This is a genomic window from Cognaticolwellia mytili (assembly GCF_002104475.1).
Classification (GTDB): Bacteria; Pseudomonadota; Gammaproteobacteria; order Enterobacterales; family Alteromonadaceae; genus Cognaticolwellia; species Cognaticolwellia mytili.
In genome coordinates this window covers 742,370-766,026 of record NZ_NBOF01000003.1, presented here as the reverse complement: position 1 = coordinate 766,026, position 23,657 = coordinate 742,370, and the positions used below count along the sequence as shown (strand labels likewise).

Genomic DNA, 23,657 nt, shown 5'->3' with positions numbered 1-23,657 from the left:
AGATATGCGAAATTATGCAGTTAAAACATTAGTAATTATTTTAACCGCCAAGGTTGAACGCAAAATAAAAAAGAGCAGTCATGAGCAAAAACGTTAATCTATTTAATCCAGTTTTAGCAAAAAGTCGTGGTAAAAATGCCGACAAAAAAGTTTGGCAAAACTTACCAGGTAGCAGTGCCAGTCTCGCCATTTATCATGGGGCATTATCTGCTGAACAACCGATTTTATTATTAACTCATGACACGCCATCAGCAATACGTTTAGAGCAAGAACTGTCTAGTTTAAATCAGCAACAGCAATTATCTATTTGTTTATTCCCTGATTGGGAAACCTTACCATATGATACATTTTCGCCACATCAAGACATTATTTCTCAGCGATTAGCGACTTTATATCAATTATCGCGCATGGAAAAAGGCATCGTTATCGTGCCGGTAACCACCCTCATGCAACGTTTAGCGCCAAAACAATATTTAGAAGCGAACAGTCTAATTATTCAAAAAGGCGATAAGAAAGATTTACACCAGCTGCGACAAGAGCTTGAAGCGAGCGGATATCGCTATGTTGACCAAGTAATGGAGCATGGTGAGTTTTCAGCTCGAGGCGCCATTCTTGATTTATTTCCTATGGGCAGTAATACGCCATTTCGTTTAGATTTTTTTGATGATGAAATCGATGAAATTCGTTTATTTGATCCTGAAAATCAGCGCTCAAGTGACAAAGTTTCCGGTATTGACTTGTTACCGGCACATGAATTCCCGACCGATACTGACGGGGTAAATTTATTCCGTAGTCAATATCGAGAGCAATTTACCAGTACTATTCATAAAGAATCTATTTACCATCAGGTCAGCAATGGCATTATGCCAGCGGGTATAGAATATTATTTACCGCTGTTTTTCCAACAATCTAATACCTTGTGTGATTATTTATCAGAAAATACTTTGGTTATCGTTAGTGGCGATATCGACAAGTCACTTGCCAGTCATTGGACTGATATTGAGTACCGTTATGAAGACAGGCGTTATGACCCAACACGCCCGTTATTACCGCCTAGTCAATTATTTCTCAATAGCGAAGAACTATATAGCGCACTAAAACCTTTTGACCGCATCAATTTAAAACCAGAAACTATCGATGAAGATGTTAAAACGGCGCAAGTACAATTTGATGTCAACGCATTACCTGACTTAACTATTGACCATAAATTAAAGCAGCCTTTTGAGCTATTAAATAATTTTATTGCCAGTAAAGAAACACCAACAAAATTGTTATTTGTTGCTGAAAGCCAAGGTCGCCGCGAAAGCGTTTTAGAGTTACTGCAACGTAACCAAGTCAAACCCACTAATTTCGATAGTATTGAAGACTTTGTTAATAGTGACAGCGATGTCGGTATTACCGTAAATGCCTTAAGTGCTGGTTTTATCTTTCAAGCCAAAGGTAGTGCTAAGAAAAATTCTATCGCGCTAGTAACTGAAGCTGAGTTGCTTGGTGATGTAGTTCGTCAAACGCGCCGCCGTAGCAAGCAACAAGATATTCAAAACGACGCTATATTTAAAAACTTAGCAGAGCTGAGCATTGGCCAGCCAGTGGTTCATATCGATCATGGTATTGGTCGATATATGGGGCTACAAACCATAGAAAATGGCGGTATAACTACCGAATTTTTAGTATTAAGCTATGCCAGCGAATCCAAACTTTATGTGCCCGTTGCCTCATTACATTTAATTAGCCGTTATTCTGGTACTGATGCCGAGCATGCGCCACTACATAAGCTTGGTAATGACACTTGGAGTAAAGCTAAGCAAAAAGCGGCAGAAAAAGTTCGCGATGTGGCCGCGGAGTTACTCGACATTTACGCAAAACGCGCCAGTAATCATGGCTATAGTTTTAAACGTGATAAAAATGATTATCGCGCATTTGCTGACAGCTTCGGCTTTGAAGAAACCTTAGATCAAGAACAAGCGATTAATGCGGTGATCAGCGATATGCTATCTCCACAAGCCATGGACCGCCTTGTTTGTGGTGATGTTGGTTTTGGTAAAACGGAAGTGGCCATGCGCGCGGCATTTGTTGCTGTTAATGACGGTAAACAAGTGGCGATATTGGTACCAACAACACTGCTAGCTCAACAACACTATGAAAACTTCCGTGACCGTTTTGCCAATTGGCCAGTAAGCATAGAAGTACTTTCGCGCTTTAAAACCACCAAAGAACAAAATGCCGTTATTAAAGACGTTGAATCAGGTCAAATTGATATTTTAATTGGCACTCACAAACTACTGCAAAATAGCATTAAATATAAAGATCTTGGCTTATTGGTGGTCGATGAAGAGCATCGCTTTGGTGTTAAACAAAAAGAAAAAATCAAGCAGCTACGTTCAAATGTCGATATTCTTACCCTAACGGCAACACCAATTCCGCGTACGTTGAATATGGCTATGGGCGGCATGCGTGATTTATCTATTATCGCCACGCCTCCAGCGAAGCGATTAGCGGTAAAAACTTTCGTTAGAGAACGAGATGACGCCCTGATCAGAGAGTCAATATTACGTGAAATACTGCGTGGTGGTCAGGTATATTTCTTACATAACAATGTTGATACCATCGATAAAACCGCAGCCGATATTCAAGCATTATTGCCAGAAGCAAAAATAGTAACCGCACACGGACAAATGCGTGAACGTGAGCTAGAACGCATCATGAGTGACTTTTATCATCAGCGTTACAACGTATTAGTTTGTACCACGATTATTGAAACCGGTATCGATGTACCTAGTGCCAACACTATTATTATGGATAGAGCCGATCGTTTAGGCTTAGCACAATTACATCAACTGCGTGGTCGTGTCGGTCGTTCGCACCATCAAGCTTACGCTTACCTCTTAACACCACATGAAAAACGTATGACCAAAGATGCTAAAAAGCGTCTTGAAGCCATCGCCTCACTTGAAGATCTCGGTGCTGGTTTTACCCTAGCCACTCATGATTTAGAAATTCGTGGTGCTGGTGAGTTATTAGGCGAAGACCAAAGTGGTTCAATGAGCCAAGTTGGCTTTAGCCTCTATATGGAAATGCTTGATGCTGCTGTTGCCGCATTAAAAGACGGCAAACAATTAACTCTTGATCAAGTAATGAAAACGCAAACAGAAGTTGATTTACGCGTTGCTGCCCTACTGCCTGATGACTATATTTTCGATGTCAGCCTACGATTAAGTTTATATAAGCGCATTGCTAGCAGTAAAACCAAGCAAGCATTAGACGACGTACAAGTTGAACTAATCGACCGTTTTGGTTTATTACCACAGCCTGCGAAGAATTTAGTGCATATTGCAAAGCTTAAGTTAAAAGCTGAGAAAATAGGCATATCTCGCATTGATGCCGGTCCTGCTGGTGGCTCGATTGAGTTTAGCAGCGACACTAAAATTGACCCTATGTTCATCATCGGCTTAATTCAGCAGCAACCTAAAATTTATCAAATGGAAGGTGGTAATAAGCTTAAGTTTAAGCAAGTAACTGAAGATGCTAAAGCACGCTTTGTATTAATCACTACCATGATCAACGAACTAGGTAATCACTTACGGGCAAAATAGCTAACTAAACCGCTAGCCATGAGTAAAAACACTACACTAATAAGCAAAGCTAAATGATTGATAATTTAAGTATTGATCTAGTTTTGCTATTATCCGGTGGTAACATCGACATTGTCATTGCCGACAACGGCTACTAACAACTGGAAACTGAATGAAATTTAAGCAGCTTTTACTATGTGCCATCGCAATCGCATTACCTAATACGGTTAGTGCTGCGCCTCAAAAAAGTAATGACCGATGGTTCGAAATAGAAGTCATTTTATTTAGTCAATTAGGCGATAAAAGCCTGTTAAAAGAAAACTTTCCTGATGGTAGTGAACTGCCGAAATATCGTCGAACAGAAGACTTACTCGCGAGATATTTAAATCCTGACATTGCCAGTTTAAAACAGCTAATACCAAGCTGTGAATCACCACAATACAAGCCCGACTTGGCAACTCAAAACGCTAAATTGCCAGCTTTATTCACTGGGAAATCATTAACTGAAATATCGCAACTGTCATCGCTATCAGAGTCTTTAGCAACTGAATCATCGGTAACATTAAATGAGCTTAATAACAGCACGAATAGTTTCGGTGACGGCACGGCAACTCTTACCACAAGTACAGAAGCAACAACTCGGCCAATAGAAACTGACACTGTCGCATCGCAAAATAATAGTGAAAACGTAAGTTCATTCGAAAATGAATTAACCGCTGAGCTTTCTGATGAAAAGCGCGCCGAGATACAAGCTTTAGTGCTTGCTGCTGAAGCCGAGTTCAGTGATATAAAGTTTCAATACACTCCTAAATCAGCTTCACAAAGTTCAGATAAACTTTCGCGAAAAATAATGTGCCGAATTGATGAAGCCTATTTCGCAGAAATTAAAGCTAATGATCCAAGTTTTGATTACAACGGTTTTACTGTTGATAAAATGCCATTGAAAATCAATGCTATTGAAGACATCAACAGTGATATCACGCATCTGCTAAGTAAAGAATCGTTAAAGCTTGGCGATGTTATACAAGATTTAAGGTACACCAAAAATTTCCGTCCTATTTTGCATATGGGCTGGCGCCAAGTCGCTCGACCTAAAAAGCAATCTATTCCGGTGAAAGTATACGCTGGTGATAATTTTGCCGCTGATTATCAAAAACAGTTAACGCAATACCAATTAGAAAAGCGTCAACTAGACTTACTTCAGTTAGGCAGTGACCAAGTTGAACAATCACCGCTAGTTAACGGCATTGCTGTTGAAACCAATCAAGAATTGCTACTGGCACAAGCGAAAAAAAAGCGCATTGCCAATATTGTAGAACAAGTATCATCCGTATCAGATGACACTGAGTTGCTATTAAACTCAATTGAACATGACGACTTATCATTAAAAATCAATAGTGATACTGTTTTAACAAATGAAGATAACATTGCACCAATACCACCAGTGCAAGATTGGTTCATTGATGGTTTATTTAATGTTCATTTGAAGCACTACTTGTTTATCACTGCTGACTTCACAATTTTAGACAAAAACTTAGCTGAGCTTGCTACAGCACAATTAGCTAACAGCACATCAGCAGATAATGGCCCTATTGACAACTCCGCCATAGCAACACCAAATACGCAAGTACAAGCGAAAGCTATTCGCTTTAAGCAAAACCGGCGCGTTATTAGTGGTGAAGTGCATTATTTTGATCACCCTTACATGGGCATGATCGTACAAATTAGACCTTACAAAAAACCTAAGCCTGAAGAAGATAAGTAAAATATCTTAATCAGAAATAGAAACAATATTCAGAGGACATTATGGATAAAGAAATTGAAATTCAAGCGGCAGTATTTCGCCGTTTATTAGCACATTTAGACAACCGTAAAGACGTACAAAACATCGAATTAATGAACCTTGCCGGTTTTTGTCGCAATTGTTTTTCAAAGTGGACTGTTGCTGAAGCAAAAGAATTAGGCGTAGACGTCGATATTGATACGGCTCGTGAACAGGTTTATGGTATGCCATACAGTGAGTGGAAAGAAAAACATCAGTTACCAGCGACTGATGAGCAAATGGCCAAATTTAATGAGTACAACTCTAAGAAGTAACTTTAAATACGGCGAAGAAACTCAGTTTATTATCGTAGATTAACCTTGCTTTTATATGGTTTAACTTGCCCGTTAAATTTTAACGGATATCGCTGACTCTGTTGTTCTACGATCATTTCTATCGCGAGATTCTAACCATCGACCTCGACTTATTTTCTGTTGTCGACGATCCTCACCTACACGACGATCTGTTTCCGGTAAAACCTTTACCGTTGTTTCCATTGTTTTCTGTTCAGGTTCGAAAACAATGGCAAGCTCTTTGCGCAGCATTTTTTCTCTTTGGCTTTGTCTCTCACGATCTTTCACTGAAGGCTCCGCTTTAGCGGTATAACTTGGTGGCAGTAATTCGGCTATAACGTCCATGAATATTTCTCCGTCAAATACTGTTTTAGTTGTTCATTTAATCGGCAATACAAAAGAAAAGTTTAACTATTTTTTAGACTATAATTTCAAAGCAACTCGAACACTTCATGCTTACCAATACCTTCATCAATAAATGAACTTCACCTCATTGAATAATCGACAAAAAAGCATCAAACATGTATGGTAAACACGGCTATAAATTAGGAGAGTATTTTGCGCTTTAACTACACAACAACAATATTTCTAACCGCTATAATACTGGCAACAAATTTAGCCAATGCCCATCAAACGACAGTTAAGCCTATTCCAACGGCAAATAAAAAATATCAACTGATCATTAACCAAATAACTAGTAATGTTTTTCAACATATTTCATACCAGAAGATAAAAGGTTATGGCATGGTGCCCGCTAATGGTTTGATTGTCACTGAAGGTAAAAGTGCCTATATTATCGATACTCCTTGGACAGAAGCAGATACTGAAAAATTAGTCATTTGGATAAAAGAACAAGGCTTGACTCTTAAGAGTAGTATTTCAACGCACTCTCATGAAGATCGCGCTGGTGGTGTTCCTTATCTAAATAAATTATCCATCGACACCTACGCTAGCAAATTAACTAATGAATTATTAACGAAAAATAATAAACAAGCGACTAAACATGACTTAATAATGAATAACAGCTCGGTAAGCAAACCTTCATTTGCTAATGGTGTTATTGAAGTATTCTATCCGGGTGCAGGTCATTCTCACGATAACATAGTCGTATGGTTGCCCGAGCATGAACTATTATTTGGTGGCTGCTTTGTCAAGAGTCTGAGCAGTAAAACACTCGGTTACACTGGTGATGCTAATATTGCACAATGGCCAGCTTCAATGCAGAATTTAATTGATAAATACCCAACAGTTAAACAAGTTGTGCCTGGACATGGAAAAATTGGCGATGGTAAATTGTTGACGCACTCAAAAGCTCTAGCACTTAAAGTAAGTGCCGATTAGAACCGTGAAAAATGATTTATTATTGTATCGGTTAATGAGTAGATAAAAAATAAGCGTTACTTATAAAAATGCATCCACTTCATTTTGTGATAAATAGCGCCACTCACCTAAGGGTAAATCTGCTAACTTTATTGGCCCAATCTGCTCACGATGCAAACCCATAACTTTATTGCCTACGGAGGCGAACATACGTTTCACTTGGTGATATTTACCTTCGGTTATCGTCAACAACACTTCTTGTTCATCAATTTTTTCTAATTTGGCAGGACGAGTTAAGCCGTCTTCCCCCTGCAATTGCACGCCAGCAGTAAACCTTTCTGCAGTATCATCTTTTAATGGATTACGTAGCCATACGCGATAGACTTTTTCACACTGTTTTTTTGGCGAAATAATATTGTGCGACCAACGACCATCATCGGTAATTAAAACCAATCCGGTTGTATCAGCATCTAAGCGCCCAGCGATGTGCATATCGAATGCTCTATCAACATCAATTAAGTGTAATAAAGACGGATAAGTTTCATCCACATTTGAGCAAATGGTATCGACAGGTTTATGCAAAATAATATAACGAGAACTACGGGCTGTTAACTCTTCACCATCAATAGTAATGCTATTATTTTCATGTACTTGTGTTGACGGGTCTTTAATAACAACATCATTAACTAGTACCGTACCCATTTTAAGCAATTTTTTTGCTTCGGTGCGGGTAAGCTCAGTACTTTTACAAATAAATTTATCTAATCGCATAGGAAATGATGTCGCTAACAAAGTAATAGAATAAAGGCGACGCTATTATCGCCATTTAAATTATTTTAGCAAGACTATAGCTAAACTAGTTGCGGTTGCTGACTCAGCTAGCACAGTACCAGTAGCCTGCACCAAGTTGCGCAGTAATAAAGTCAATAAAATCGCTGTTGTTAGTCCACGGAGCAAGTTGCTCTTGCGTAATAACAACTTGATCACACATTAGCTGCACAATAGGCGAAATAGCTTTGGGGAATTCAACGGTTTTGCCATCAATGTAGCAAATACCTTCAGTGACAGTTTCAGGAAAATAAAACGCTCTCACACCACCTAAGCGCATTAAATTATGCTCTGCAATGGCAACTTTAATATCGTCATCAGCAATTAAATCAAGATCAGGTTGTAAGTCTAATTCGTGCTTAGCTTGAGTATAAAATCCGCCAATGAAGTGACGTAAAATTTCATCATTATCTGTTAACGAGGTGAGTTGCTGCTTTATTTTCTCAAAATCGTTCGCATCAATTGCGCCGCTATGCTGTGTTGCTTGGCGTTCAGGGTCGGTAATTAACTGACCACCTTGTTCATTGTCAATCAAATGATCGGCAAAACCACTGAGTAAACTCACCGCCGAATTCGTGCGAAAGCCAACTGAAAAACTTAAACTTGTTTCTAAGGTTACCCCTTCGTGCGGAAAGCCTGGTGGAATATATAAAATATCACCTGGCTCCAACTCAACGTCAATTATGGCTTCAAATGGTTCAACATGTAAAAGCGCTGCATGTGCTGCAAACTCACGATGTTGGCCTTCATCACCAACACGCCAATGTCGCTTGCCAGAGCCTTGGCAGATAAATACGTCGTACCAATCAATATGTGGCCCTACGCCACCACCAGGGGTTGCAAAACTGACCATTAAGTCATCTAAGCGCCAATGCGGAAGAAAACGAAATGGTTCTATCATTTGTGCCGCTTCTTCCGACCAGTTATCGAGAGCTTGTACAACCAGCGACCAGTTTTTATCACCTAAGTGCTCGTAAGATTCAAATGGGCCAAATTCAGCCTGCCATTCTTGACCTTTTTTATACACTAAGCGCGACTCAACTTCTTCTTCACAGGCTAATCCGGCAATTTCATCAGCGCTAATTGGGTCTTGAAAATGTTTAAACCCTTGGCGGATAACCACAGGTTTTTTCTGCCAATATTCACGTAAAAAATGTTCTTGGTTGAATTCATCAGCATTTAACTGGACCATATTAATAACCTTTTATGTTCTCATTCATACCAATTAACATCAGTTTATTGGCAGCTTTTCCAAATAATGTTGGTTAGCATTTACCTAAACAACAATTAACTTGTTCTAGTTTATGCCACAGACATGCCAGCAATTTTATGCCAGTAGCCATTACATTCTTCCACTCCGTCAAGCGGATATTTTTCAGGGGTCACTAGCTGATTACCAAAGCGGTCAAGCATGGTAAAAGCTTTTTCGTTATCAGCACTAATACGGGCAATATCAACTCCCATATTTACCATTTCAGGTACTTCATTCACTAAGTTGTATTGGTAGCCTGACATGGTTTGAATGCCATTTAAAATGAACACGCGCTCACCTTCTCGGCTATTCATTTTTCGCCCTTCAGGGTATTTAATGCAGCAATATTTACAATCGTCTTTTGGCCTATCTTCTGAACGAGCAGTAAAACAACGCGCTGAATAAGCAAGCGGCATATAGCCCCACGAAAATACTTCACACTCAAATTGGTCACGAATGTTTTCTTCTTCTGCTTGCTGCAGTAAAGTTTTCAGCCAATCACCAGAAACTTCTACTGGCATTACCCAGCGGCTCATACCTTGTCGAAGTAATACTTTTAAGGTTGCAATGTTGTAGCAGTTAATTGCCGGGCCTGCGACAAAAGGCAAGTTCAGCTCATACATCATTTGAACGGCGCTTAAATCATTTGCTTCAATAAGCAATTCACCATTACCGCATAATCGGCGCATAGTTTGAATTTCTGCCGGCGACTCCAGCAATGCCATAGTTGATAATACGATCTGTTTATCGCTATTACTGTTGAGTTCTTTGGCGAGGTTAATCCAGTCTTTCGCTCGTAGCTCACGGCGCTTAGAACAAACGGTTTCACCTAAATAAATAATATCGGCTTTACTGTTTAATGCTTGTTGATAATAAGCTTCAACATCATTTTTGGGCCAAAAAAACAAACTGGGACCAAGAGAAAATTTCATATTCATTTCCAACTATTAATATTTATTGCCATTTACGGTGATATGCGCCCAACGTGGTTTGGCTGCCTTCAGAAAGGTTTGATAAGGTATTCATCCAAGCCTGTTCAACATCATAAGCATCTGGGTTTTCGGCAAAACGGTCTAACGCCATGCGCCAAGTTTTCGCGACTTGTTCTACATAAGCAGGACTACGCTGACGCCCTTCAATTTTCACCGAGGCAATGCCCATTTTTACCAATTCAGGAATCAGCTCTAAGGTATTTAAACTCGTCGGCTCTTCTAAGGCATGATAAACATTGTTATCAACTTCAAAGCGGCCTTTACATAAGGTCGGATAGCCGGCATTTTCGTCACTTTGATAGCGGTCAATCAAGACATTATTTAAACGGCTTTCTAAGCCTTTATCGGTTTCTTGCCAACGAACATATTTTGCAGGGGAACAAGCACCCGCCGTATTTGGTGACTCGCCTGTCATATAAGAAGATAAGTAACAACGCCCTTCTGACATAATGCATAAGCTACCAAAGGCAAATACTTCTAACTTTACAGGGCTGGTTTTTGCTAATTGGCGAACTTGTTGCACTGACAATACGCGCGGCAATACAACACGTTCAACATCAAAGTTATTTTTGAAAAATTTAATCGCTTCTAAGTTGGTTGTTGATGCTTGCACTGAAACATGGCGTTCAACATCAGGGTATTTAGTTGCCGCGTAATCAAGCACACCTAAATCAGCAATAATCAAAGCATCAGTACCAATAGCCACAGCGTTATCAACTGCTTTACGCCAGCGTTCTTCGCCATCAGGATGAGCAAAAGTATTAATGGCTACATGTAATTTTTTGCCATGCTCATGCACATAGTCTGCACCTTTTACTAACTTACCATCATTAAAGTTAAGGCCAGCAAAATGACGTGCATTAGTATCATCTTTCATACCGATATAAACTGCATCAGCACCGTTATCAATCGCTGTTTTTAGCGCAGGTAGATTACCTGCAGGACACAAAAGTTCCATATCATCCGAACCAGAAATTATTTTGCTTGGCAGTGTACCTAGGTTCAGTCAGAGATTATTTGATATAAAATAACTAATTCATAGCCAGTGAGTTAAAAATAAAAGCTTGTTTTCAAGTAACATGAAGATACAGGTTCAACTTTGATCTGCTTCATAATAACGCTAGAGCTCACATGATAATGTAATGCTCATAATTTAAATGAGTGAACCTAAAGTATTGGCAGTCCTATTTTAGTCACTATTTAGCATGTGGAATTTACCTTGATTAATCAAATTACTGAACGAATTAGCTTACAGAACTTGCCGTTTAGCATACGAAGCAGCGCCTTATCGCTATTGCCTAAAATACTTAAACCGAGCTTACGCTTAGTGCCATTTAGCGCACAAAATAAAATATTGATACCTGCATTGCACTCGGTATTTAAAGAAGCAATTGAAGACGGCGACTTTGAATTTCTAACTGACAAATGGTTGAAAATATCCATTACCGATATTGATCTACATTGGTGGATTAGCTTTGATCAAGATCGACTTATCATGGCAGCGCCAGAGCTAGCGATTACAGAAGATGTTAGTTTTAGTGCTTCTGGCGATGATTTACTGCTTATTGCTGGGCGAAAACAAGACCCTGACACCTTATTTTTTCAACGTCGTTTGCACATTGAAGGTGATACCGAGTTAGGCCTAGAAGTAAAAAATTTGATTGACGCCGTTGATGTTGACCAACTCCCTAGTAGTGTACATAAAATCATTAATATCCTGGCAGACGTGGTTGAGCAAACCCAACAAGAAATTAAGCATGGCGTACTGGTCTAAGGCCGAGTCGACTTAGACATGAAGAACTAGAATGAAGGGAAATGTTTAACACTTCCCTTCAATAATCACTTTTAAACCAATATGTTAATTGATATAAACGAAGTAATTACTAACGAACCAACTGTACTGGCTTCGTTAGGCAAACAAACGCCAAGCAGAATGCTAAAGTAGCAACAATAAATGTACCTGCTCCTTCCCAACCGTAAGGCAGAATATCAAAATGAAATAAAATATTCTCGACAAAACCTAAAGCAAAGCCACTAGCTAATAGCGTTTTATTGTTTAAATTACCTTTTGCTTTAAACACCTTGGCTAATAAATAGCCAAGCATAGGGAATGCAGACCATATTACGAACGCTACAATTGAAAAAAACAATGCTAATGGTGACATAGTAGCAGTCATTAGTTTTTCAATTACCGCAAATGTTTGCGCCAAAATATAACCTAAATATAAATACAGCATAGAATCTCTCTGGGTTGTCTTACGTCTAGCTACAAACGGCTAAAGCGAATAGCAGTTTACAGAAATTACCGCTTAAGGCCTTGATCTAGTACAAAGCTAACAGGATAAATTTTTAACAATTATCAGCTAAAATAAATAGAATTATGTAAGTGAGAAAAATATTCAATAACGATATACTCGATTTGGACATGAACAGCCAAGGTTGAACAATACAGAAACAGTTATTCAACAATAGTTAGCTATTAAGATTTAAAAGCAACACAGATACTGAGTGATTAAACCTATTTAGAATAATCAGATATTTATCTCAATTGCAATAGTACAGATAAAAAGCAGAGTACAAGTGGATTTTCCATACTTGAATTCCAACCAAAAATTTATTTTATGAGTGAAAGGTGTTGACCAAAAATCGTACTGAAATCACACTAAAACCATAGTCGTAAGATAAGAACTCTATTACTTTATGAAGGTTATATGCTCATGTTTTTCATTAGAAAATTAGTTTATATTTTCGTTTTCATATCATGTCAAAATTGTTCAGCTATTGAGTCTATAACACTTGCAGCTGAAAATAGCTGGCCACCTTATTCAGACAAAAATGGTAATGGAATATCTAAAAATATTATTCAAGCAGCGTACCAAGCTATGAATGTCGAAGTTAAATTTATTGCCGTTCCGTATTCAAGAGCGCTAAAGATGGCTGAACATGGACAAGTTGACGGTGCTTTTAACGTGACAAAACAAAAGAGCACAATTAAAAGGTTCAATTTCGGTGAGATTCCCATATTGCAAGCCACTGCATCATTTTACTACCATAACGACTCTACAATGAACTTCACCTCTACAGATGAAATACCCGACACCACTTCTGTTGGAGTGATCATTGGGTATGAGTATGGTAATAACTACGAAAGAAATAAAAACCGTTTTAGAGAAGTCACTGTGGCTAACCAAGAACAACTAATTCAACTGCTCAGAAAAAAAAGAATAAAAGTAGCGATCATGTTTGATGAAATCGTTAAAAATAAATTAGAAAGTATGGGACTTCATGCTAACGATATAAAAAAAGGTCAAACTAACCACAGCAGCGATATTTATGTTGCATTTAGCAAATCAAAAGATACTAGAAATGCTTTAAAATTGCTTAACGAAGGTTTGATCCAGCTAACTAACTAAACTTAACTTTGAATCAAAAGCTCCTTTGAAATTTTTACTTTACATAAGGCTAATAGACCATCACCAATGAACATTGCTATTTAGTCAACACAAAATTGAGCACTAAAAGTACAGAAAAAAGATAGTAAATCGTATGTTAATATCATCGAATAAAGTATGTGTAATCACCTTCCAGCAACTTATTTATCACCCCAAGTAATTTAATTATCTCCATTCTCATTATCATTATCATCTTCGTCATCAAGAATATCTGGCGTCACTGCATCAACAACATCGATAGCTCCACCAACAACGGTTGTAGTGACACCTACAACCGTAGATACAGCAGTAACGGCAATACAACCTGATAAGCTCGAAAGTACGAATAACAATAGAATAACTTGCGCTATATTTTTCAATAGAGTTCTGCCAAATAAATGAATATATATAACTGAGTAGAATACGCTAATTTAATGGCGAATCAACAGTTGTTTCAACACCTTATAATGATAGTGATGCAATCAAAAAGCCGAGCTAAAATCAGAGCTAATCCATTGGTTATTACTACCTACATTAAAATTTGCTAACGACTCTCCATAGCTCATTGAATAGACTATCTAGCATGACACTCACTTTATATTAAAGCTAATAATCAATATCGGTACCTAAACCTATTATAACTAATAGAAAGCAGAATTGATGTTTGTTCATATTGATAGCCACTAAAACAGCCTTTTCACAGTAATTCGCCCCATAACGCTGATTTGTAGGCAGTAGCCCTCCTCCAGATTGTGCCTGATAAATTGTTGAAGATGTTTTTACTGGTTAAATAGGTATTTCAACCAAAGAATTTATCGCAATGACTTAAAGCCATTTTGCTCAATGCAGAGTCAGTGTTCTGTTAATTTTTTAATTGCTCTGTTAATTTAAAACAAAAAAATCCGCTAAGCGTTAACTTAGCGGCCAAATACTTTTTAGCTGAATTTAGTTATTTTTAAGAAGCTACCACCACATGGTGTATAAAATAGTTAAAATAATAACTACACCCAGTGCGGCAATATTAAAACTTCTTTCCGTGACAAAACTAACGTCAGTCAAGCTAACACTGGTGTCGCTACTTTCAGACTTGCCAGCTAATGATACCAACACCATCAATGCCAAACACATTAGAAACACTAAGCCAATACGATCCATAAAGGGTAGTTCTGGCCACATCATTCGTAAACCAAAAGAAAACGCTGCTGAGCCAATAGCAGCTGAAAGCGCCCCCATCGACGTTGCCTTTTTCCAAAACATACCTACCAAGAAAATCACTACAATGCCGGGCGTAAATACCCCTGTAAATTCTTGAATGTACTGGAAGGCTTGATCGAACTTACCTAATAAAGGCTCTGCCATAAACAAAGCAATAACCAAAGCAACTAATGTTGCAATGCGTCCAACACGCACATAGTGCTGCTGGCTAGCATCAGGCTTAATTGGGCGATAAATATCCATAGTAAAAATTGTCGAAATACTGTTGGTCATTGATGCTAACGAAGAGACAATTGCGGCAACCAAGGCAGCAAACACTAAACCTTTAATACCGACGGGCATTAATTCCATCATTGACGGGTAAGCTTGATCAGCATTTGGCAGTGTTGGATATAAAACGACGGCAGCAATACCCGGTAGCACTACAATAATTGGCATAAGTAGTTTCAAATAAGCGGCGAACGCAATACCTTTTTGTGCTTCTTGCAGATTCTTAGCGGCAAGTGCACGCTGAATGATGTATTGATTAAAACCCCAGTAGGAAATATTCATTACCCACATTCCGCCCACCAGCACTGAAATACCCGGTAAATTTGTGTATTGTGAATTTTCAGGCGACAAAATCATATCAAAGTGCCCAGGTAGCTCTGTGGTTAACTTGCTAAAGCCAGCCAGCATACCTTGCCCTTGTGAAACCGCATCAAGTGCGAGATAACTTAATAATAAACCACCAAAGATTAATAATATCACTTGAATTATATCGGTATAAGCAACAGCCTTCAGGCCACCATAAAGTGAATAAGCAATGGAAAACGCGGCTAAAAACAACATGCCATGCCACCAATCAACACCAGCAACCGTTTCTATGGCTAAGCCGCCTAGCCAAAGCACTGCAGTTAAATTTACAAAAACGTAAACTAACAACCAAAACAACGCTAATGTAGTTTTAACTCTGTGGTCAAAACGTTGGTGTAAGTATTGTGGCATGGTGAATATTTCATTTTTTAGAAAAACGGGTAATAAATATTTACCGACTAAAATTAATGTAATGGCTGCCATCCATTCATAAGAGGCAATCGCCATTCCCATAACAAAACCAGAACCAGACATACCAATAATTTGCTCTGCTGAAATATTAGAAGCAATAAGAGAAGCACCAATTGCCCACCAAGGCAGTGACTTTCCTGCTAAGAAATAATCCTCGGTATCTGCACCGTCTTTTTTATCGCTGCGCGAAATATATAGTGCTACAGCCAACAGACCGAGAACATAGACGATAAATACGCCAATATCGAACATTTCTAATTTCATTTTATAACCTCTTGGTAAACAGTTACCTATACAAATGATGCTTACTTATTATTGAATAGAACAATATATTTTTCAGTCTCTTAAATAGTCAATATTTTCAGCACTCTCTTAGTTTCATAGATACCATGCTTAGCGTATTTATACAAAATGCATTCGATTGCAAGCCGAATATTCTTACTTTTTCAGTAACCTTATTTATATTATTTTATTAAATAAATTATGCTGCAGGATAACATCCAATAAGGCATCACATTAAAACCTAAAACTTACATAAACCCATGAAATTAAGCTAGCTGTATACGCCGACAGCAACGCACCTCACCCTACAAGAAAAACTAATAGCATGATATTAAAGAGGCATTTATCAATATTTAAAGCAGGAAGTGGAATAAAATAGAATATTAAGCAGACACTACTCATCCGGAGTTTCAGTCATATAATGAATTTTCATTTAAAATGACATATTTATTTAAAATGACATATTTATTAAGTCAAAGCTTGCTTTAGCGTATCACTATTTAGCACGCATATTTTTTCAAACAGTGGCGGTCCAAAAGTAGTATTTTTAATGCTCTACTAACTTTAACGTGATAGTTTTATCGTGACGTTTACTTAAAATATAATCTAATGGCTAATACCAATATTCCACTTACCTTTTATAATGCTAAAGAGTAATGGAGTATTAAAGGCTAAAATGGATTAAGACTGTACCCTTCACTTTGTAAAACCGCGTGAGCTGTCATAGCAGAAAGTGCCATTTTTATTCCAGGTTGCAACATTTCATTATTGATATCGTAATAAGCCGCGGATTGGCCACATAAATAAATTTCTACTCGGTTTTTCATTAATTGCGTCAGTAATTCTGTATTGGCGTTATTTTGCTGAAATTTCTCTTGGTATAGTTCTGTTTTCATCAAATCGAAGCCGGCCTTGCCATGCACAACAAGTGCAAGTTCAATATTTTCGGCGGCAATGCCATTAGCCACGTGCATATTAATAAAACGCGCTAAAGTTTCTATTTTACGATTTATTGCACCAGCTTTACCTTGCTCACCAATATCAAAGGCAATCTTAAATTTAGTCTTATTATTAAACACTAAGTCCTGTTGAACATTGGCATGCTGGCCATAATTTTTTATCTCTGGACCTGCAGCAAATTTATTAGCTCCTGCCAGCACATTATTAGCTGTAGTAAAAACTACAGCGATCATTAACCATCGTGCTATAGATAACATCGAATTCTCCATTTTTTATAATTGGTATTATTTATATTTTATCATTTACTTACTTTGAATTAAGAATGTAGTAAACGCTGATAAAATAAAAAACATGCCATAAAATAGTATGCTTTATATAAGTTTATTCATGTATTGCTAAAGTATGGTTAAGCTTAATTTGGCTCTAAACCATCGATGGTCACACCTGATAACGACCCACTACCGCCGTTATCATTACTTCGCAGCTTAATCATCAAGCGTAAATCATTAGGTGAATCAGCATGGTGCAACGCGTCTGCATAGTTAATTAAACCTTTTTGATGTAAATTAAATAACGCTTTATCGAATGTTTGCATACCTTGGTCCGTCGACTTATTCATTACTTCTTTAATACTGCCAATATCACCTTTTTTGATTAGCTCAGCCACATAAGGTGAATTAAGTAATATTTCGATAGCAGCAACTCGACCATTACCATCGCAGGTGGGTACAAGTTGCTGAGCAACAATACCTCTAAGGTTTAAGGCTAAATCAAACAGTAATTTACCGTGTTGCTCTGCAGGGACTAAATGCATAATACGGTCAATTGCCTGGTTAGCGTTATTAGCATGTAAGGTAGCAATACATAAATGCCCTGTTTCCGCAAAACTTAAAGCATGTTCCATGGTTTCTTGGCTACGAATTTCACCAATTAAAATAACATCAGGCGCTTGGCGCAATGAGCTTTTTAGTGCGGCATCAAAACTCTCAGTATCTAAGCCGACTTCACGTTGAGTGACCATACACTTACCGTGCTCATGCACGAACTCGACAGGATCTTCAATAGTTAGAATATGACCTCGAGAATTATGGTTTCGATAACCGATTAATGCCGCCATTGAGGTTGATTTACCTGTACCTGTGCCACCAACAAATAATACTAAACCTCGTTTTGACATCACTATATCTTTCAATACTGGCGGTAAACCAAGGTCATCTGCATCAGGTATTTCGGTAATAATACGGCGAACAACCATACCCGCCATATCCCGCTGCCAAAATGCCGAAATACGAAAGCGGCCGATACCATCAATTGAAATAGCAAAATTACACTCTTTGCTTGTTTCAAATTCAATTTTTTGCTTATCTGACATAGCGTCATGTACTAAAGCTAGTGCTTGTGCTGGCGTTAAAGTTTGTTTATCAATCGCCGTCATTTCACCATTGATTTTTGCACTCACCGCTAGCTTAGCCGTAACAAACATATCTGATGCTTGTTTTTGCACCATTTTTTGTAATAAGTCATTAAAATTCATTTAACTACCCTTTCGATACAGGCAAAGTAACTAGTAACCCATAAATTGATTTTTATCTTGCGCTTTACTCATTGCATCTTGTTTAGTGATGATTCCTCGATTCACTAGGTTTTGTAAACATTGATCCATAGTCTGCATGCCATGAGTCATACCGGTTTGAATCGCGGAATACATTTGGGCAGTTTTATCTTCACGGATCAGATTGCGAATTGCCGGGACCCCCATCATGATTTCATGCGCAGCCACACGCCCTCCTCCTACTTTTTTCACTAACGTTTGCGAGATAACCGCTCGTAATGATTCTGAAAGCATAGAGCGTACCATAGACTTTTCTTCCCCAGGAAATACATCAATAATACGGTCAATGGTTTTAGGCGCTGAGGTAGTATGCAAGGTGCCAAAAACTAAGTGCCCCGTTTCAGCAGCAGTCATAGCTAAGCGAATGGTTTCCAAGTCACGCATTTCACCAACCAGAATAACATCAGGGTCTTCACGTAGCGCAGAACGTAATGCCGCGCTAAAGCTTAAGGTATCACGGTGAACTTCACGTTGATTAATTAAACATGACTGGCTCTCGTGGACAAATTCAATAGGATCTTCAATCGTTAGAATATGATCATGCTTGTTTTTATTAATATAATCGACCATGGCGGCTAATGTTGTTGACTTACCTGAGCCTGTTGGGCCTGTTACTAACACTAAACCACGTGGAAACTCTGATATATCGCGAAAAATTTCAGGACAATCCAGATCATCTAATGATAATACCTTACTCGGAATAGTACGAAATACAGCAGCGGGGCCACGATTTTGATTAAAAGCATTGACCCTAAAACGAGCTAAATTTGGTACTTCAAAAGAAAAATCGACCTCTAAATTTTCTTCATACTCTTTGCGTTGGCGATCATTCATAATATCATAGACCAAAGCGTTAACATCTTTCTCATCAAATGCTGGTATATTTAGTTTACGTACATCACCATCAACGCGAATAGACGGTGGCGTGCCTGATGACAGATGTAAATCGGATGCATTATTTTCCACACTAAATGCGAGTAATTCGGTAATATCCATACAAACCTCTAAGTCGAATTAATAATTTAACTAACAACTGAATAAATCATTGAGAACTGAAATAAACAATATGATTGCTATTAAAGATAATATTGCTGAAGTTGAACTGCAAATTTCTTCTGCCTGTCAACAAGCTCATCGCAACACTGCTGAAGTCACTTTACTTGCTGTTAGTAAAACCAAGCCTATGTCCATGATTGAACAAGCTTATGAAGCAGGTCAGCGTAATTTTGGTGAAAGTTATGTACAAGAAGCCATTGAAAAAATTACCGCCTTACAGGATAAAACAGACATTTGTTGGCATTTTATTGGTCCAATTCAAACCAATAAAACCAAACTAATCGCCAAAAACTTTTCTTGGGTGCATAGCATCGACAGAGCTAAAGTCGCAATACGCCTTAATGAGCATAGGTTTGGTCAAGATACCCCGCTAAACATCTGTTTACAAGTGAATATTAGCGGCGAAGAAAGTAAATCTGGCGTTTCAGTTAATGAACTACCGGCATTGCTTAATACCATTGCTGAATGTGAAAATTTGTCTTTGCGCGGTTTAATGGCAATTCCAGAAAAAAACGCTTCACAAGCAAGTTTTACCTGTATGCAAAATTTATTTATCAGTATACAAAAGCAATACCCAAGTGTTGATACACTTTCTATGGGCATGTCAGCAGATATGCAATTTGCCATTAACGCAGGTTCAACCATGGTACGTATTGGTTCAGCAATATTTGGCATTCGCGCCCATAAATAAAGTATAAACTCTAATACGAAAGTCGCCTACTCACGAAATAGCGCATTCGTTACAATTAAACAAATTTTAAAACTATCGCTATCACAATTAAGATTGCAACCAAAATAAGCAATAAACTATTAATAGGTAAATTATGAAAAAAGTCGCATTTATTGGCGCAGGTAATATGAACGGCGCGATTATTTCAGGTTTAGTACAAAGTGGTTACGCAGCTAAAAATATCATAGTGTCTAATCCATCAGCTGAAAAGCGCTTAGCATTACAGGCAAGCTTGGGAGTTAAACAAACCCAAAGCAACATTGAAGCAGTGCAATTTGCTGATGTTATCGTATTGGGTGTTAAACCCTACTTAATTAGCGAAGTATGCCAGCAATTAAATGAGAGTATCGATCTAACAGGTAAGTCATTTATTTCTGTTGCTGCGGGCACAACGCTTACGCAAATTGAGCAAGCATTGGCTCAACCATGTTCAGTTTTTAGAACAATGCCGAATACACCATCGCAAATTGGGGAAGGTGTTACGGGTATTTATGCTAATGCAAAAGCAACTGACGATGAGAAAGCCTTTACTGAAACTTTAATGGCATCTGTTGGTATTGTTAAGTGGCTTGAAACCGAAGCACAGATCGATCACATTATCGCGGTATCGGGTTCGGCTCCTGCTTACTTTTTCTTATTTATGGAAGCAATGGAAAAACAAGCACGTACTTATGGTTTTAACGAACAAGACAGCCGAGAGCTAGTGCAACAAACCGCCTTAGGTGCTGCAAAAATGGTGATAGAAAACCAACTTCCTATTAGCAAACTACGCGAAAATGTTACTTCTAAAGGCGGTACAACACAGGCTGCAATAAGCTCCCTTAGCGAAGGCGGCTTGGAACAACTCGTAACAAAAGCAATGACGGCGGCACTGGATCGTGCTAAAGAAATGGCGAAAAATAGCTAATCGTATTAACATCACCTTAATTGAGATATCAGTTAATTGAAGCATCAGTGTATTACTGGCCAATTCAAAACTTGATATCTCTTACTTACTGCCCAACATATTTAGTAAGTACAATCCCTTCTCATAATTTTGGAGTTTTAAATGGAAGCAATTAATTATTTGCTTAAATTTGTCTTTGACGCTTTTTTAATGGTTTTAGTGTTGCGGGTGTGGTTACAGCTAGTAAAAGCTGATTTTTATAATCCTTTGAGTCAGTTTATTGTTAAAGTCAGTAACCCCTTAGTGATCCCACTACGTCGTATAATTCCAGGCCTAGGTGGTATCGATTTATCGACCGTTATTTTGGCTTACGTAATTGCAACATTAACTTTTATCATCATTCCATTAATTAATGGTGGCCCTGTTGATATCGTCATGGCACTTTATTTAGGCCTAATTTATTTGATTAAACAAACGGGTATATTATTATTTATCATTATGCTGGTCATGGCATTAATGAGTTGGGTCGTTCAAGGCTACAATCCAACACAAATGATTTTTCACCAATTAACAGCTCCAGTTTTAGCACCAGTGAGACGCATTGTTCCTAACATTGGCGGCCTTGACTTGTCAGTACTCGTGACCTTTCTATTACTCAATGTCATCAATATTTTATTACGTGGCTGGGTGCCTTATTGGGCAATGATATAATAGTTATTTATCCTAACTGAATTAGTCGTATATACTCTAAGCTATACGACTTGAATCTTTAAGGTCATCATCATGAAAAACATCATAAACAAATTAGTGTTACTTGCTCTCTTAACAATATCATTTATCAGCACAACTAGTGCCGAGAACATGAAAAAAATGGACGATATTAATGTTCATTACATTGCACTTAGCTCAACATTTTTAACGCCAGAAATTGCAAAAGCTTATGGTCTTGAGCGCAGTCGTTACAAAGGTTTGATCAATATTTCAATTTTGGATAATACCCAGAAAGGTAATCCCGCTAAAACAGTTTTCATCAATGGTAAAGCGCGTAACGATGTCGGCCAAATAAAGTCGCTCGATTTTACCGAAGTAAAAGAAGGTGATGCAGTTTACTATTTAGCACAAGTTAGCTATAGCAATGAAGAAACAATTTATTTCGATATCAATATCAGTGATAAAGGCAACCAGCATAACTTAAAGTTTTCGCAAAAGTTTTATGTTGATTAGTTGGTGATAAATTAAATAGTTTTTAAAACGTTATATTTACGAAAGGTAATGATTACTTTGAAATATAAAAAGCGGCAATTAAATTGTCGCTTTTTTATGTACAGGAAGTACGGTATAACGCGGGGGGAATGGACGCACAAGAGCGTATGTATTTTTCTCTTGGGTATGACTGTAAACTTCATATTTTAAATAGGCTTAACTCGTATCAGCTGATACAACTTATGACCAAAAGTATTTACTAATAAACCTAGCATCACGATGCAAATCCCCCAAATTTGTTGCGCCGACATACTTTCATCAAGCAAGATTACCGCAGATACCATACCAACAACGGGAACCGCCAATGTAAGTGGTGCAACTTGCCCTGCTGGATAATGGGTGAGTAAATAACTCCATAAGCTATAACCAATAATTGATGCGGCAATCGCCAGATAAAATAGCACTACAAAGCTCAGCCAATTTAAATTCAATAAGCTTTGCTTAATGGCATCTTCTCCTTCAACAATATAACTGGTGAGGAAAAAAGGCAGCATAGCAACCCAAGATGACCACACCACTAAGCCAATATTTGCTCGGTAACCATGCTGGTTAATCATTCGATTAACTACATTACCTAAGCCCCATGCTATGGCGGCAGCAATAGTAAAGACAAAGCCAATTAACGTCATATTGCTTGTTTGACCTGAACTACCAATAATATACAAACCAGCGCCCGCAATCAGCATTGCCAACACTTGATTAGCTTTAATTTGTTCTTTTAGAATTATGACAGAAAACAGTAAGGTGAATATTGCTTGAGATTGTAAAACTAGTGACGCTAACCCTGCTGGCATACCTACAGCGAGCGCCGAAAACAGCAAAGAGAACTGCCCAAAACATAAGGTAAAAGCGTATAGCGCCATCCAACGCCATGGAATATCAGGCTTACGAATGAATAAGCTTCCTAGAAGCCCGACAAGTAAAAACCTTAATCCCCCCATTAACAATGGCGGCATAGACTCAACACCCCACGCAATAATGATGAAGTTGAAACCCCAGATAAAAATAATCACCAATGCAATCAATGTATCTTTTAACGACATATTACCTCTGAGTTATCACAAAGCTACTCCCTCTTTGCTTTAGATTAAGGTAT

The 23,657-nt window shown here is 38.1% G+C and carries 22 protein-coding genes; 10 read left to right on the top strand and 12 right to left on the bottom strand.

The window, feature by feature from the left end; translation table 11 throughout:
- The first annotated feature begins 80 nt into the window (after nt 1-80).
- The 3 genes from mfd (at nt 81) to B7C41_RS13155 (ending at nt 5,669) form a co-directional block, all read left to right on the top strand.
- Nucleotides 81-3,593 carry a transcription-repair coupling factor gene (gene mfd, locus B7C41_RS13165; protein WP_085299360.1) on the top strand — a complete coding sequence of 1,171 codons (3,513 nt, stop codon included), beginning with the start codon at nt 81-83 and terminating at the stop codon, nt 3,591-3,593.
- A 151-nt stretch (nt 3,594-3,744) separates the two neighbouring features.
- Nucleotides 3,745-5,337: a CsiV family protein gene (locus B7C41_RS13160; RefSeq protein ID WP_085299359.1), complete on the top strand. Its 1,593-nt coding sequence runs from the start codon at nt 3,745-3,747 to the stop codon at nt 5,335-5,337.
- A 41-nt stretch (nt 5,338-5,378) separates the two neighbouring features.
- Complete coding sequence (locus B7C41_RS13155; protein ID WP_085299358.1) at nt 5,379-5,669, top strand: DUF1244 domain-containing protein; 291 nt, start codon at nt 5,379-5,381, stop codon at nt 5,667-5,669.
- Between the two features lie 72 nt (nt 5,670-5,741).
- On the opposite strand, the gene B7C41_RS13150 is transcribed toward B7C41_RS13155, so the two are convergent.
- Nucleotides 5,742-6,032, bottom strand: a complete 291-nt coding sequence (locus B7C41_RS13150) for a hypothetical protein (RefSeq protein ID WP_085299357.1) — start codon at nt 6,030-6,032, stop codon at nt 5,742-5,744.
- A 213-nt stretch (nt 6,033-6,245) separates the two neighbouring features.
- Here B7C41_RS13150 and bla point away from each other — a divergent pair, with 213 nt between their 5' ends.
- Entirely contained in the window at nt 6,246-7,028 is a 783-nt protein-coding gene (gene bla, locus B7C41_RS13145; protein WP_235839705.1) for a subclass B1 metallo-beta-lactamase, read from the top strand.
- A gap of 60 nt (nt 7,029-7,088) precedes the next feature.
- Here bla and B7C41_RS13140 read toward each other — a convergent pair whose 3' ends face one another.
- The 4 genes from B7C41_RS13140 to ubiU form a co-directional block, all read right to left on the bottom strand.
- Nucleotides 7,089-7,778, bottom strand: a complete 690-nt coding sequence (locus tag B7C41_RS13140) for a pseudouridine synthase (protein WP_085299356.1) — start codon at nt 7,776-7,778, stop codon at nt 7,089-7,091.
- A gap of 103 nt (nt 7,779-7,881) precedes the next feature.
- Nucleotides 7,882-9,027, bottom strand: coding sequence for a cupin domain-containing protein (locus tag B7C41_RS13135; RefSeq protein ID WP_085299355.1), 1,146 nt, complete (start codon nt 9,025-9,027; stop codon nt 7,882-7,884).
- 110 nt (nt 9,028-9,137) lie between these two features.
- Nucleotides 9,138-10,019 carry a U32 family peptidase gene (locus B7C41_RS13130; RefSeq protein WP_085299354.1) on the bottom strand — a complete coding sequence of 294 codons (882 nt, stop codon included), beginning with the start codon at nt 10,017-10,019 and terminating at the stop codon, nt 9,138-9,140.
- Nucleotides 10,020-10,041: 22 nt separating this feature from the next.
- Complete coding sequence (gene ubiU / locus B7C41_RS13125) at nt 10,042-11,037, bottom strand: ubiquinone anaerobic biosynthesis protein UbiU (protein WP_085299353.1); 996 nt, start codon at nt 11,035-11,037, stop codon at nt 10,042-10,044.
- Between the two features lie 261 nt (nt 11,038-11,298).
- Between ubiU and ubiT the strand changes: the two genes are divergently transcribed.
- Complete coding sequence (ubiT, locus tag B7C41_RS13120) at nt 11,299-11,853, top strand: ubiquinone anaerobic biosynthesis accessory factor UbiT (protein WP_235839704.1); 555 nt, start codon at nt 11,299-11,301, stop codon at nt 11,851-11,853.
- Between the two features lie 109 nt (nt 11,854-11,962).
- Here the strand turns inward: ubiT and B7C41_RS13115 are convergent, their stop codons facing one another.
- Nucleotides 11,963-12,316: a hypothetical protein gene (locus B7C41_RS13115; protein ID WP_085299352.1), complete on the bottom strand. Its 354-nt coding sequence runs from the start codon at nt 12,314-12,316 to the stop codon at nt 11,963-11,965.
- 480 nt (nt 12,317-12,796) lie between these two features.
- On the opposite strand from B7C41_RS13115, the gene B7C41_RS13110 reads away from it, so the two are divergent.
- Nucleotides 12,797-13,492: a substrate-binding periplasmic protein gene (locus tag B7C41_RS13110; protein WP_158089133.1), complete on the top strand. Its 696-nt coding sequence runs from the start codon at nt 12,797-12,799 to the stop codon at nt 13,490-13,492.
- A gap of 200 nt (nt 13,493-13,692) precedes the next feature.
- Here the strand turns inward: B7C41_RS13110 and B7C41_RS13105 are convergent, their stop codons facing one another.
- The 5 genes from B7C41_RS13105 to B7C41_RS13085 all read right to left on the bottom strand — a co-directional run bounded on the left by B7C41_RS13105 (nt 13,693) and on the right by B7C41_RS13085 (nt 19,622).
- Nucleotides 13,693-13,890, bottom strand: coding sequence for an NF038104 family lipoprotein (locus tag B7C41_RS13105; RefSeq protein WP_085299350.1), 198 nt, complete (start codon nt 13,888-13,890; stop codon nt 13,693-13,695).
- A 583-nt stretch (nt 13,891-14,473) separates the two neighbouring features.
- Entirely contained in the window at nt 14,474-16,036 is a 1,563-nt protein-coding gene (locus B7C41_RS13100; protein ID WP_085299349.1) for a sodium/sugar symporter, read from the bottom strand.
- 689 nt (nt 16,037-16,725) lie between these two features.
- The gene (locus B7C41_RS13095) at nt 16,726-17,271 is read right to left on the bottom strand and encodes a DsrE family protein (RefSeq protein ID WP_085299348.1); all 546 of its coding nucleotides are present in this window, start codon (nt 17,269-17,271) and stop codon (nt 16,726-16,728) included.
- A gap of 155 nt (nt 17,272-17,426) precedes the next feature.
- Complete coding sequence (locus B7C41_RS13090) at nt 17,427-18,548, bottom strand: PilT/PilU family type 4a pilus ATPase (protein ID WP_085299347.1); 1,122 nt, start codon at nt 18,546-18,548, stop codon at nt 17,427-17,429.
- Nucleotides 18,549-18,578: 30 nt separating this feature from the next.
- Nucleotides 18,579-19,622: a type IV pilus twitching motility protein PilT gene (locus tag B7C41_RS13085; protein ID WP_085299346.1), complete on the bottom strand. Its 1,044-nt coding sequence runs from the start codon at nt 19,620-19,622 to the stop codon at nt 18,579-18,581.
- Nucleotides 19,623-19,692: 70 nt separating this feature from the next.
- On the opposite strand from B7C41_RS13085, the gene B7C41_RS13080 reads away from it, so the two are divergent.
- The 4 genes from B7C41_RS13080 to B7C41_RS13065 all read left to right on the top strand — a co-directional run bounded on the left by B7C41_RS13080 (nt 19,693) and on the right by B7C41_RS13065 (nt 22,522).
- On the top strand, nt 19,693-20,373 hold the full coding sequence (locus B7C41_RS13080; RefSeq protein ID WP_085299345.1) for a YggS family pyridoxal phosphate-dependent enzyme: 681 nt from the start codon (nt 19,693-19,695) through the stop codon (nt 20,371-20,373).
- Between the two features lie 133 nt (nt 20,374-20,506).
- Nucleotides 20,507-21,319 carry a pyrroline-5-carboxylate reductase gene (gene proC, locus B7C41_RS13075; RefSeq protein WP_085299344.1) on the top strand — a complete coding sequence of 271 codons (813 nt, stop codon included), beginning with the start codon at nt 20,507-20,509 and terminating at the stop codon, nt 21,317-21,319.
- 141 nt (nt 21,320-21,460) lie between these two features.
- Nucleotides 21,461-22,009 (top strand): YggT family protein, encoded by a 549-nt coding sequence (locus B7C41_RS13070; RefSeq protein ID WP_085299343.1) that lies wholly within the window; start codon nt 21,461-21,463, stop codon nt 22,007-22,009.
- A gap of 72 nt (nt 22,010-22,081) precedes the next feature.
- Nucleotides 22,082-22,522 (top strand): DUF4426 domain-containing protein, encoded by a 441-nt coding sequence (locus tag B7C41_RS13065; protein ID WP_085299342.1) that lies wholly within the window; start codon nt 22,082-22,084, stop codon nt 22,520-22,522.
- Nucleotides 22,523-22,707: 185 nt separating this feature from the next.
- Here the strand turns inward: B7C41_RS13065 and B7C41_RS13060 are convergent, their stop codons facing one another.
- Nucleotides 22,708-23,604, bottom strand: coding sequence for an EamA family transporter (locus B7C41_RS13060; RefSeq protein WP_085299341.1), 897 nt, complete (start codon nt 23,602-23,604; stop codon nt 22,708-22,710).
- Nucleotides 23,605-23,657 lie beyond the last annotated feature (53 nt).